The sequence below is a fragment of the Buchnera aphidicola (Nurudea yanoniella) genome, assembly GCA_039829995.1.
GTDB classification, from domain to species: Bacteria; Pseudomonadota; Gammaproteobacteria; order Enterobacterales; family Enterobacteriaceae; genus Buchnera_B; species Buchnera_B aphidicola_AV.
Window position 1 is genome coordinate 549,551 of record CP140036.1, and the last position, 13,104, is coordinate 562,654.

12 protein-coding genes and 2 tRNA genes are annotated in these 13,104 nt (G+C 23.2%); 7 read left to right on the forward strand and 7 right to left on the reverse strand.

Going from position 1 to position 13,104, the window contains the following annotated elements; translation table 11 throughout:
• Positions 1–71: 71 nt before the first annotated feature.
• The 4 genes from leuA to leuB form a co-directional block, all read right to left on the reverse strand.
• Positions 72–1,625 (reverse strand): 2-isopropylmalate synthase, encoded by a 1,554-nt coding sequence (gene leuA / locus U0T64_02540; GenBank protein ID XBC41222.1) that lies wholly within the window; start codon positions 1,623–1,625, stop codon positions 72–74.
• A 455-nt stretch (positions 1,626–2,080) separates the two neighbouring features.
• A complete protein-coding gene (gene leuD / locus U0T64_02545; GenBank protein XBC41223.1) occupies positions 2,081–2,692 on the reverse strand; it encodes a 3-isopropylmalate dehydratase small subunit in 612 nt (203 codons plus the stop codon).
• Positions 2,693–2,731: 39 nt separating this feature from the next.
• Complete coding sequence (gene leuC / locus U0T64_02550; protein ID XBC41224.1) at positions 2,732–4,132, reverse strand: 3-isopropylmalate dehydratase large subunit; 1,401 nt, start codon at positions 4,130–4,132, stop codon at positions 2,732–2,734.
• The gene (leuB, locus tag U0T64_02555) at positions 4,129–5,229 is read right to left on the reverse strand and encodes a 3-isopropylmalate dehydrogenase (protein XBC41225.1); all 1,101 of its coding nucleotides are present in this window, start codon (positions 5,227–5,229) and stop codon (positions 4,129–4,131) included. Before leuB ends, leuC begins: the two co-directional genes overlap by 4 nt.
• Before the next feature lie 369 nt (positions 5,230–5,598).
• On the opposite strand from leuB, the gene U0T64_02560 reads away from it, so the two are divergent.
• From U0T64_02560 to murI, 5 genes are all read left to right on the forward strand, one after another.
• Complete coding sequence (locus U0T64_02560; GenBank protein XBC41226.1) at positions 5,599–6,267, forward strand: YggS family pyridoxal phosphate-dependent enzyme; 669 nt, start codon at positions 5,599–5,601, stop codon at positions 6,265–6,267.
• 94 nt (positions 6,268–6,361) lie between these two features.
• The gene (hemW, locus tag U0T64_02565; protein XBC41227.1) at positions 6,362–7,456 is read left to right on the forward strand and encodes a radical SAM family heme chaperone HemW; all 1,095 of its coding nucleotides are present in this window, start codon (positions 6,362–6,364) and stop codon (positions 7,454–7,456) included.
• 327 nt (positions 7,457–7,783) lie between these two features.
• A complete protein-coding gene (mutY, locus tag U0T64_02570) occupies positions 7,784–8,821 on the forward strand; it encodes an A/G-specific adenine glycosylase (protein XBC41228.1) in 1,038 nt (345 codons plus the stop codon).
• Between the two features lie 28 nt (positions 8,822–8,849).
• Positions 8,850–9,095, forward strand: coding sequence for an oxidative damage protection protein (locus tag U0T64_02575; GenBank protein ID XBC41229.1), 246 nt, complete (start codon positions 8,850–8,852; stop codon positions 9,093–9,095).
• 83 nt (positions 9,096–9,178) lie between these two features.
• Positions 9,179–9,994: a glutamate racemase gene (gene murI / locus U0T64_02580; protein XBC41230.1), complete on the forward strand. Its 816-nt coding sequence runs from the start codon at positions 9,179–9,181 to the stop codon at positions 9,992–9,994.
• 81 nt (positions 9,995–10,075) lie between these two features.
• Here the strand turns inward: murI and sbcB are convergent, their stop codons facing one another.
• Both sbcB and U0T64_02590 read right to left on the reverse strand, forming a co-directional pair.
• Positions 10,076–11,488 (reverse strand): exodeoxyribonuclease I, encoded by a 1,413-nt coding sequence (gene sbcB / locus U0T64_02585; protein XBC41231.1) that lies wholly within the window; start codon positions 11,486–11,488, stop codon positions 10,076–10,078.
• Positions 11,489–11,610: 122 nt separating this feature from the next.
• A tRNA-Asn gene (locus U0T64_02590) sits at positions 11,611–11,683 on the reverse strand.
• 115 nt (positions 11,684–11,798) lie between these two features.
• On the opposite strand from U0T64_02590, the gene U0T64_02595 reads away from it, so the two are divergent.
• Together U0T64_02595 and pyrE are read left to right on the forward strand one after the other, a co-directional pair.
• Positions 11,799–11,871, forward strand: a tRNA-Ile gene (locus U0T64_02595).
• Positions 11,872–11,926: 55 nt separating this feature from the next.
• The gene (gene pyrE, locus U0T64_02600; GenBank protein ID XBC41232.1) at positions 11,927–12,571 is read left to right on the forward strand and encodes an orotate phosphoribosyltransferase; all 645 of its coding nucleotides are present in this window, start codon (positions 11,927–11,929) and stop codon (positions 12,569–12,571) included.
• A gap of 40 nt (positions 12,572–12,611) precedes the next feature.
• Here pyrE and dut read toward each other — a convergent pair whose 3' ends face one another.
• Positions 12,612–13,076 carry a dUTP diphosphatase gene (gene dut / locus U0T64_02605; protein XBC41233.1) on the reverse strand — a complete coding sequence of 155 codons (465 nt, stop codon included), beginning with the start codon at positions 13,074–13,076 and terminating at the stop codon, positions 12,612–12,614.
• Between the last annotated feature and the right edge of the window lie 28 nt (positions 13,077–13,104).

The following is a 13,104-nucleotide window of genomic DNA, read 5'->3' on the forward strand; positions in this document are numbered from 1 at the left end:
ACATATGAACGTAAAAATTGCACAAATTTTTACATCCATATTAAAAAATTAATGATTATTATAAAAAATATCTAATCTAATAAAGATTTTTTAAATTTTTTATTAACTTCTTTTATTTTCCAAATAGTATTAAAAATATCAATCATAGCTCGTATAGAAGATTCTATAATGTCAGAAGTTAAACTACTTCCATAAAAATTACGATTTTCGTATTGTGCTTCAATTTCAACGTGCCCAATAAAATTAAATTTTTTGTATTTTATAATTGAATAAATTTTCTTTATTTTAACTCCGTATAATGAAATTTTATTTAAAGCTTCGCATACAGCATATATCAAACCATTTTTAGTTGTAACCACTTCGTTTTGTAATTGTAATCCGCACATTAATTTCAATGATAAATAACACATACTGTATGTATTTAACTTAATGTCAAAACTTTTTAATTGAAAATATTCAAAAAATCTATTTTCTAAACTTATAAAAGCTAATATTTCTAAATCATAATCAAATACTCGACCTTTTTCATCAGAAAACTTTAAAAAAGAACTATACAAATTTTCTAAATTATAATCCCTATTTTCTTTATATCCCATTTCAGACATATAATATCTAATAGCTGATCGACCAGATCGAGAAGTTAAATTTAATTTAATCGGGATAATACCAATTTTTTCGGGAATTATTATTTCATAATTCTTTTTATTTTTCAATACTCCATCTTGATGAATCCCAGACGAGTGCGAAAAAGCATTACGTCCTACTATTGCTTTGTGAGGAGAAATTAAAACATTGCAAATTTCACTCACTATTTTACTAGTATTATAAATTTCTTTATATTTAATATTAGTATATAAATTAAAAACATCTTTCCTAACTTTTACTGCCATAATAACTTCTTCTAAAGCAGTATTCCCTGCACGTTCTCCTATTCCATTAATTGTACCTTCTATTTGTCTAGCTCCTGCTTGTATAGCAGAAATAGAATTAGCTACAGCCATTCCTAGATCATTATGACAATGTACAGAAATAACAGCTTGATCAATATTTGGAACTCTATTGTATAAAGAAGAAATAATATTTTTAAACTGACTAGGAATAGTATAACCAACAGTATCTGGAATATTGATCGTTGTAGCTCCAGATTTTATAGCTATCTCTACAATACGACACAAATTATCTAACTCAGTTCTTCCTGCATCTTCACAAGAAAATTCGACATCGTTTGTATATTTACGAGCCCTTTTAATAGAACGTACAGCCATTTCTATAATTTCATCGAAATTTTTCCTTAATTTAGATTGCATATGTAAATTAGACGTACCCAAAAATACATGAATCCGAAATGACGCTGCATATCGCATAGATTCAGCAGCTGCATCTATATCTCCATTTATACATCGAGCTAAACTACAAATTTTAGAATTTTTAATATGTTTAGATATAATTTTAGTTGCTAAAAAATCACCCGGTGATGAAACTGGAAATCCAACCTCTATAATATCAATTCCCATCCTTTCTAATGCTAAAGCTATTTTTAGTTTTTTTTCGGCACTTAAACTAGACTGTAAAGATTGTTCACCATCACGTAACGTCGTATCAAAAACAATTAATTGTTGCGTCATCTATTTTCCTAAAAATTAAATATACTGTAAAAAATTTTAAAAATTTATAAAAATAAAAAATAACTTTTATATAAAACTATATTTTTTGAATTTTATTTCTGTTTAAAAATTAAAATAATTTTTATAAATAATTTAAAATTATTAGTTATTATTGCAAATAATTTAATATTTTATTATATTTCTAAAACATTTATTTATACGTATTTTTATACAATCAATCTAAATGTCAATTAATTTTGACTAAAAAATACCGAAAATTTATATATAAAAAATATATTAATGCAGAATTAATATTCTGATTTGAACAAATAAATATTTATATCAAGTTGGAAAATACCTTAAAAAAATATCTTACGAAATAAAAAATTTGTTTAACTATCTATAGTTTAAACATAATAAAATAAATATTACACAAACATTCATAGAATAAATTTATAAAAAATTCCATATAAAAGTTATTTAAAAATTTGAAAAAACTTTGGAACCTTATTTTCATATTTTTTTATTGTTTTAATGTATTTCATAGTTAAATCTACATCATCTAAACCATTTAATATACAATGTTTATCAAAACTATTAATTTCAAATGTGTAACATACATGTTTAACTAAAACCTTATTATTAATTAAATCTATTTGTACTAAAGTATTCGCATGTTTTGCAACAATTGAAAATAAAATATCTACAATATCTTTAGACAACTTTATAAGTAACAAATGATTTTTAATACTATTACTATAAAAAATGTCAGAAAAGCTAGAAGCTATAATTGCTTTAAATCCATAATCTATTAAAGCCCACACAGCATGTTCTCTGGAAGAACCACATCCAAAATTTTCGCGTGATAGTAAAATAGTTGAATTTTTGTAATACAATTTATTTAAAATAAAATCAGAATTTAATACATCTCCGTCATCATCTAAATATCTCCAATTATGAAATAAATTCTTACCAAATCCCGATTTAGTAACTTTTTGTAAAAATTGCTTAGGAATAATTGCATCAGTATCTATATTAGATATATCTAAGGGTGCTACAATCCCTGTATGAAAAATAAATTTGGACATTTTAATATCCTACCTAAAATTTTTTGTAAAATTTCTTTTCTAAATTAAATATCTAACATCTACAAAACGACCAAAAATTGCAGCAGCAGCAGCCATGATAGGACTCACTAAATGAGTTCTTCCTCCTCTTCCTTGACGTCCTTCAAAATTCCTATTACTAGTTGAAGCACAACGCTCTTTATCACTCAAACGATCTCCATTCATAGCTAAGCACATAGAACAACCAGGATATCGCCATTCAAATCCAGCACGAATAAAAATTTTATCCAATCCTTCTTTTTCTGCTTGTTTTTTTACTACACCAGATCCAGGAACAATAATAGCCTGAACAGTGTTAGCTACACGTTTATATTTAACAATATTTGCTATATTACGCAAATCCTCTATTCTAGAATTAGTACAAGACCCAATAAAAACTTTGTCAATAAATACATCTTTTAATAGCATTCCAGGTTCTAGTCCCATATATTTTAGAGATTTTTCTGCATTACTTCTCTCAGAAAAATCACTATATGAATTAAGAGTTGGAATTTTTTCATCAATAGATATTACTTGACTAGGATTAGTTCCCCAAGTAACTTGAGGTGAAATAGAAGATACATCTAATATAACTTTTTTGTTGAAAATCGCTTCTTTATCAGAATATAAAGAATTCCAATGAAATAACGCATCTTCCCAATTTTTTCCTTTTGGAGAATATTTTTTTCGCTTTAAATATTTAAAAGTGGTTGAATCCGGAGCAATAATACCTGATTTGGCGCCCATTTCTATTACCATATTACACATAGTCATTCTACTTTCCATACTTAAATCCGAAATTATAGTTCCAGAAAATTCTATTACATATCCAGTACCACCAGATACGCCTAATTTTCGAATTATATATAAAATTATATCCTTTGCAGTTATTCCATCTCTTATTTTTCCATTTACTTCTATATTCATATTTTTAAATCGATTTTGTTTTAACGTTTGTGTAGACAATACATGTTCAACTTCAGATGTTCCAATACCAAATGATAACGTGCCAAAAGCCCCGTGAGTAGAAGTATGAGAATCTCCACATACTATAAACATCCCAGGTAAAATCATACCTTGCTCAGGACCAACAACATGAATGATTCCTTGATTTAAATTTTCTATATTAAATAATTTAATATTAAAATCTTCACAATTTTTTTGTAATATATTCATTTGTTTTTTAGCTAAACTGGTAGCTGAATTTAAATCTCTACTAACTGTAGGAACATTATGATCCATAGTAGCAAAAGTTTTTTTTGGTTGTCTTAGTGTTCTATTTTTTAAACGCATTCCTTCAAATGCTTGAGGAGAAGTAACCTCATGCACTAAATGCAAATCTACATATAAAATTGGAGATTGACCTTCTTTTTCGCATACTATATGTGAATCAAATAATTTTTGATAAAGTGTTTTTTTCATTTTGTTTTTCTACGAGACAACAATTTAGAGATAACATCACCGATTTCACTAGTACTAACAAATTTATAGTTACTATTCGATATATCCTTTGTTCTATAGCCTAAACTTAATACTTCATATATTACTGAATCAATAGTATCTGCTATAAAATCTAATTTAAAACTGTATCTCATTAACAAGCTTATAGACAGAATTAAAGAAATAGGATTAGCTACGTTTTTTCCTTGAATATCAGGCGCTGAACCACCTGCTGGTTCATATAAACCAAATTCCTCCTCGTTTAAACTAGCAGATGGAAGCAATCCTAAAGATCCAGAAATAATTGCACATTCATCAGAAATTATATCTCCAAACAAATTAGAACATAAAATCACATCGAAACTTTTTGGATCACTAATGATTTTCATTACAGCGTTATCAATATATAAATGCGACAATTTTACTTGTGGATAATTTATAGCTACCTTATTGACAGTTTCTCTCCACAATACAGAAGTATCCAATACATTAGCTTTATCTATTGAAGTAAGATTACATTTTCTACCTGATGCTAATTTAAACGCTATATGGGCAATTCTTTCAATTTCGAATTCATAATATAATTCAGTATCAAACGAATATTTTCTAGAATTTTTATATCTTGTACCTTTTGGAATGCCAAAATAAATACCACTTGTTAATTCCCGTACACATAAAATATTAAATCCTCCTTTAATGATATCAGGACGAAGAGGAGATAACTGCTCTAAACCAGGATATAATTGAGAAGGTCTTAAATTTGCAAATAAATTGAAATATTTCCTTAAAGGAAGCAAAGCAGCCCTTTCTGGTTGCAAACAAGAAGGCAATTTGTTCCATTTCGGACCTCCAACAGAACCAAATAAAATAGCATCAGAATTTTTACATCCATCTATCGTATCTTGTGGTAATGCTGTACCATATTTATCTATTGCTATTCCTCCAACATCATATTCTTGTGTTTGAATATCTATATTAAAATTTTGGCGAAGAACTTGTAAAATCTTATATCCTTCTCGCATCACTTCTGGACCAATACCATCACCTGGTAGAACAGAAATTTTATATTTTCGATTCATATGCAATGAAAATTTCCTTATATTTTATAAATACTTAAACTTTCAAAAAATTAAAAATCAGCATTGTGAAACCATTTTAAGACACCATTTTTGTAAAATATGTATAATTATTCAAATTACTTAAATTTCTAAAAATTTTAAATACAAAAATTATTTGAAAGTTAAAAATATTTGCAATGAAATAATTATTACTTTAAAATATTGAAATTTTCAAAAATTCTACTCATGTTATGATTTTCAAAAAAAGATGTCTTTGAAATAAATTCTTAAATTGCATTTTCATGAAATAATCAATATTACTACTATATAATATTTTTATTTGCTATTAAAATAATATATTTAAAATAATTTTATATTACAATAATGTCTATGTTAAAAATATTAAAAAATTTAAAAAAAATAAGAAAAAAAATCACATATATAAAAAATAAATATGAATGTTCTCAACAAAATATAAGACTTTTAGCTGTTAGTAAATTTCGTTCTATTTCAGAAATACAAACAGCAAAATTATACAAACAACGTGAATTTGGAGAAAACTATGTACAAGAAAGTTTATTAAAAATTAAAAAACTACAAAACATTAAATGGCACTTTATTGGACAAATTCAATCTAATAAAGCGCATATAATTGCTAAAAATTTCTCTTGGTGTCATACTGTAGAAAACGAAAAAATAGCTAAAATTCTAGATAAACACTGTTTTGAAAACAAAAAAAAATTAAATGTATTAATACAAGTAAATATTAGAAACAAATACATTACATCTCAAATAAATATAAAAAATTTTAAAATTTTAATTAAAAAAATATTAATTTTAAAAAACCTAAATTTACGAGGAATAATGGGAATGCCATATAAACACATTAATTATAATGATCAAATTAAATCATATAAAAATATAAAACCATATTTTTCTATTATGAAAGACTTGCATTCTTATGCAGATACTATCTCAATTGGAACTAGTCACGATATAAAAGCTGCAATACTCTCAGGCAGTACATTATTAAGAATAGGATCACAAATTTTTGACTAAATATAAATTTAAGAAATTTATATCTTATAAAAAATAAATATCGTTATAATTGTTTATTAACTTTTTAAGTTAGAAACGTATTTCCTCAAAAAAAATGACTAATTTACCTAAATTAAGTTTATACATTCATATTCCTTGGTGTAAAAAAATATGTTCGTATTGTGATTTTAATGTTTTTCAAAAAAACAGAAAAATTGAAGAAGATAAATATATCAAACATCTTTTACAAGATTTAAAAAATGATGTTGTTTTATCTTCAAAAAGAAAAATTGAAACAATTTTCATTGGAGGAGGATCACCAGGTTTATTTAAAAAAACATCTATTAAATATTTATTGGACTCAATAAAAGAAATAATCCTTATTTCTAAAAGTGCTGAAATAACTATAGAATTAAATCCTACAATATCAGAACTTAATAAATTTTTACATTATAAATACTCTGGAATAAATCGATTTTCTATAGGAATACACAATGTTAATAATAATCAACTCAAAATACTAAAAAATTTGAAAAATTTTACAATTAAAAATGTAAATTTAAATCTAATGTATGGATTACCTCAACAAACTTTAAAAAAGTCTCTTCTAGATTTAAATAAAATAATTGATTTAAATTCAAAACATATTTCCTGGTATCCATTTTATCTAGAACCTAAAAATTCTTTGTATTATAAAAAAATAAAATTACCTGATCATGATATTATGTGGAATATGTACAAAAAAGGAGAACAAAAATTAAAAAAAGCAGGATATACAAAATATGCAATATCCGAATATTCTAAAAAAAAATATAAATGTCGCCATAACTTGAACTACTGGAGATTTGGAGACTATCTTGGAATAGGTTGTGGAGCACATGGAAAAATAACACAAAATAATGGAAATATTATTAGAACTATAAAAGAAAAAAATCCTAAGAAATTTATGTATACAAATTATATATATAAAAAATATATTGTCCCAAAACATCAATTACCATATGAATTTTTTTCCAATTATTTTAGATTATATGAACAAATACCTAAAAATAATTTTAAAAAATATACTAGTATTGAAGAATATACCATTCAAAATGAAATTAAAAAATCTATTTCTCAAAAATATCTAATAGAAACAAAAAAATACTGGAAAACAACAAAAAAAGGAAAACTATTTTTAGATTCTTTTTTAAAATTATTTATAAAATAAAATGATATTTAAATGTCAACAATATCTAAAAATTGATACGATCACTTTATAATAAATTAAGTATATTCATAAATATAGTGTATTATTAAATAATATTTAAATAAAATTTAAAATTTACAATATATAGAAAAATATTTTTGTGAATTGGTTATATATTAAATTCAAAAAATTTTTAAAAAAATAATTTAACTGAATTTATAAATATTATTTCTTAAAAAACCAATACATATTATTATTTCATACAAAAACATACATAAACAAAATTTTTACACTATAATTAAATAAAAAATTTACAAAAAAATCAATTATTATATATAAAATATTAAAATGAATACATTATTTTCACAATTAGTTTTAAATTGGTATCATGAAAACGGGAGAAAAAATTTACCTTGGAAAAAATATATAAATCCATATAATATATGGATATCAGAAATTATGTTGCAACAAACACAAGTAAAAACGGTAATTCCATATTACGAAAAATTTATAAAAAATTTTCCTAACATTAAAATATTAGCTAATGCTACTATAGATCACATACTTCACGTATGGAGTGGTTTAGGATATTATTCAAGAGCACATAATGTTCATAGCACAGCTAAAATTATTTTAAAAAATTATAAAGGAAAATTTCCCAATAATTTTATTGACATTGTAAAACTTCCAGGAATAGGTCGTACTACAGCAGGAGCTATCCTATCATTCGGATTTAATTTCCATGCATGTATTCTTGATTGCAATATAAGAAGAATTCTATTAAGATACTTTAAACTGCACGAACATACTGCAAAAAATTCTGAAAAAAAATTATGGTCTATAATAGAATCATTAACACCAATACATAATTCAAATAAGTTTAATCAAGCTATAATGGATCTAGGATCCCTTATTTGTTTAAGATCAAGACCTAATTGCAAAATATGTCCATTAAACAAAAAATGTTTTTATTTTTCTAAAAAAAAATGGAGTACATTAAATCCGATTACTACACAAAAAAAAATCTCAAAAAAAACTATCTTTTTTTTAATTATTTTATACAAAAATTTAATTTTTTTACGTAAAAATAAAATAAGCACAATATGGAAAGGACTATATTGTTTTCCAATATTTTCCAATCAATTAGAAATTTTAGAATGGATAAAAAATAAAAAAATTAAAATAAAAAATCAAAAAATATCTACAACGTTTATACATAAACTTTCTCATATTCAACTTTTTTGTATTCCTATAAGTATACAAATAAAAAATTTATTTTCTATCAATGAAGTTGACAAACACTTATGGTTCAATAAAAATAATCCTCAACGTATAGGATTACCATCTCCTATAAAAAAAATTATAAATAATACGTCCCATTTTTAAAAATTAAATAATAGGATTATAAATTAAAATGAAAAAAAATATATTTTGCTATTTTTTAAAAAAAAATGCCATTGGTTTAAAAAATCCTCCTTATCCAGGAGAAATAGGAAAAAAAATCTATAAAAAAATTTCGAAAATAGCATGGAAAAAATGGATCATTCAACAAACTAAAATTATAAACGAAAAAAAATTAAATATGTTAAATTATAATGATCGAAAAATTTTAGAAAAAAATATGATAAACTTTCTTTTTTCAAAACAAGAACACAATTAAAAAAAGAAAAAATTTCTTATAAACATACAATATTTTCATTAAAAACATAAAAAACAATCTGAAATAGTATTATATATAAAAATATGATTAATAGAATTAATTATTCAAATACAAAAATATGTAACATCTTAATATTTGATTCAGGATTAGGCGGATTATCGATTTACAAAAAACTACAATATTATTTCCCTCACATAAATTATGTTTATGCATTTGATAATGAATTTTTTCCATACGGAAATAAAAAAAAATCTCTTATCTTTAGTAGATGTTCAAAAATCATTAATAAAATTTCTAAAAATATTAATATTACTATAGCAATACTTGCATGCAATACAATCAGCGTTACTAGTTTAACATCATTAAAAAAAATTTTTCATTTTCCAATAATTGGAATTACACCAGATATAAAAAAAGCTATTACATTAACTAAAACTAACATAATTGGATTACTTGCCACTAAAACTACTATTAATCATTATAATATTCAAAATAAAATTATGTCACTGCTCCCTAAAATTATTGTGAAAACATTACATCATGAAAAACTAGTAAAAATAGCAGAAAAAAAAGTGAAATGCAATTTAATCAATAAAAATCAAATCAATAAAATACTCAAACCATGGTCTTCAAAAAAAAATAAAATTGATACAGTGATAATTGGTTGCACACATTTTAATTTTTTAAAAAATGAAATTCAAAATATATTTTTTAAAAAAATCCACATTGTAAGTTCTAATGTAAAAATATCAAACAATATATTCAATATAGTAAAAAAATGCAATTACAAAAAAAATCAAAACATCGTATTTTTTTCAAAGTTTGAGAACAATCATATATTTATATTAAAACTATTTAAAAAATATAAATTTCAAAAATTTAAAAAACTCAATATCTAAAATACATATTATTTTTTAATAAATAAAATCCATATTTTTTTATTAACTAGTTTAAAAAATTAATAAAATTTTATAAAACTATTAACTAAAAAAATTTTTTCTGAATTGATTTACATATCTCAGTAAATCTTTTAACAATAATATGTTCTTAAAATTATTTTTATTTAATTTTAATAAATGTAAAATATTCTTCGTGTATTCATGTATATTAGTTGTATTTTGTACTTTTTTACAATATTTCATCCAAAAAAAATTTTCTTTATCATTCAACATATGAGGATAATTTCTAGCTATACAGCGCATGAAGAGATTTTTTATTTTATTGTTAGAAATAAATATATTTCTATCAAAAATATTATTTTTTAGAGATACATTTAAAATTTTAATAATTTTTTTTTCTGTATTACTAAAAAAACCATCGTATATTTGTAAATCTACATTATTTTGTTTTGATATAACAAAATCTCTATTAACATATTTTATTTTATTTTTTAAATAGAAACTACTTCGTATCAACAATAAATTCTTTCTATACAACGAATAATTAATTCCTATTTCTAACATTTTTTTCAAATCAATAACATTAATAGGTGCTAATATTGGACAACGATTAACATGTATGAATACGATTCCTTGCTCAAAAAGTGTTTTATAATTTAAATGTTTAACCGTGCTTTCTAAAAATTTTTTTAAAAAATTTTCAAAATTTTTTACTAAATCAAAACCAATAAGAACATTTGAATTATAAATACTCCATGCAATGGGAGCAATAATACTAATATTACTTCTTATTGAACCAAAAAATCTAGATACATATACTAATGGCTTAATGTTTACAATATCAATTATTTTAAATAACTCTTTCTTTTTTCGGTATTTAAAAAAATAATTAAATAATTTTGGTTGCTTACATTTTAATAATTTTGCTACTTTAATAGTAGCCTTTACATCACTAATGGCATTATGTACTTGGTTATGTTTTATTTTATTAGATTTTGATATATCAGATAATTTAAAACTAGGAGTTTTATAATTTTCTTTGAAAGGCCAATTTATGCCATTAGGTCGTAACGCATAACATGCACGTAATACATCTAAAATATCCCACCTAGAATTATTTCTTTTCCAACTCCATTCATATGGATCAATAAAATTCCTGTAAAAAATGTTTCTCGTAATTTCATCATCAAAATAAATATTATTATAACCAATAATGCACGTATTCGGTTTAGAAAATTGTTTATGAATTTTATTTGAAAATTCAAATTCATTTAAACCATATTTTTTCGTATAACTGGGAGAAATTCCAGTAACTAATATAGACATAGGATCAGGGAGATAATCTGCAGGAGGAAAACAATAAAATTCTAATGGAATATCAACAATATTTAAATTTATATCAGTACGAATACAAGCAAATTGAGCTGGCTTATCTAAAGCTGTATGGATACCGAAAGTTTCGTAATCATAAAATAAAAAAGTAAAATTGTTCAATGTAAAATTTATAAGTTATTATTTAAAAATGCATCTTAAAATATAGTACACTTTTTAATATTAAAATTTTAAAATTATAAAAATATATGTTTTAAAAGTATAAATCATTATATAAATATCTTCTCCTCTGACTGGACTCGAACCAGTGACATACGGATTAACAGTCCGCCGTTCTACCAACTGAACTACAGAGGAGTATAGAATACTACCAAAAAAACATTTCTTTGTCAACAAATTAAAATTTTAAAAAATATATATTTTTAATTAAAATACATGTATAATTTTATAATTATAATACCAAAGAATTACTGGCCCCTTAGCTCAGTGGTAAGAGCAAGCGACTCATAATCGCTTGGTCGCTGGTTCAAATCCAGCAGGGGCCAAATATCTAATCAAACTATTTTTTAAAATTTTATAATCTAAAACTTAAAATATAAAATGAAAAACTGGAAACAAGAATTCATCCAATTTTGCTTTACAAGAAAAATATTAAAATTTGGTAAATTTAAGTTAAAATCAGGTGAGACAAGTTCTTTTTTCTTTAACTTTAGTCATTTTAACAAAGGATATGATCTTGAAAAATTAGGTTTTTTTTACGCTAAAAAAATTATTGAGAGCCAAATTAACTATAATGCATTATTTGGAATAGCATATAAAGGAATCCCCATCGTAATAACTGCTACTATAGCGCTAAAAAAATATTTTAATATTAATACTTCATATTGCTTCAATAGAAAAGAAATAAAAAATTATGGAGAACATGGAAATTTTATCGGATGTAACCTAAAAAAAAAGAATATTCTTATATTAGATGATGTAATTACATCAGGAATATCTATAAAAAATGCAATTGATACAATTCAATTCAATGAAATATCTAATAATAATTTAATATCTGGCATTTTAGTAGCATTAGATAGACGAAAGAAACAAAATTCTAGTTCAAAAATTTTAGAAAAAAAACATAATGTAAAAATAATTTCTATAATAAAAATACATGATATTATAAATTATATAAAAAATAAAAAAATACTATTTAATTATTTAGAAAATGTAGAAAAAATGATTTTAGAAGTTACGTAAAATAAAAATTTTTTAATATACATTAAAAAATTTTAGAATATTATTCTAATCCTGAATGACCAAATCCTTTTTCTTCTCTTTCTGTATTTTTAGTAGTAAAATCTTCTACAAAATTAAAATTAGGTCTAATAATAGGAAGAAAAACTATTTGAGCTATTCTCATGCCTACAGTTATTTCAAAAGTTTTATTACTTCTATTCCAAATAGAAACCATAATTTGTCCTTTGTAATCAGAATCAATTAATCCTATTAAATTCCCAAGAACAATTCCATGATTGTGACCTAAACCTGATCTAGGTAAAATTAAAGCAGAAATAAATGGATCTTTTATATGTATAGCTATTCCAGTAGGTAATAAAAAAGTGTCATTAGGAAATAAAACTCTTTTATAATCAATACAAGCTCTTAAATCTAAACCTGATGATCCTGAAGTTACATAATTAGGATAAGAAAATTTAGTTCCTATTTTTGAGTCTAAAATTTTTATTTCAATGTTGTTATTCATATTAATTTTTTTATCACTTTTAATATTA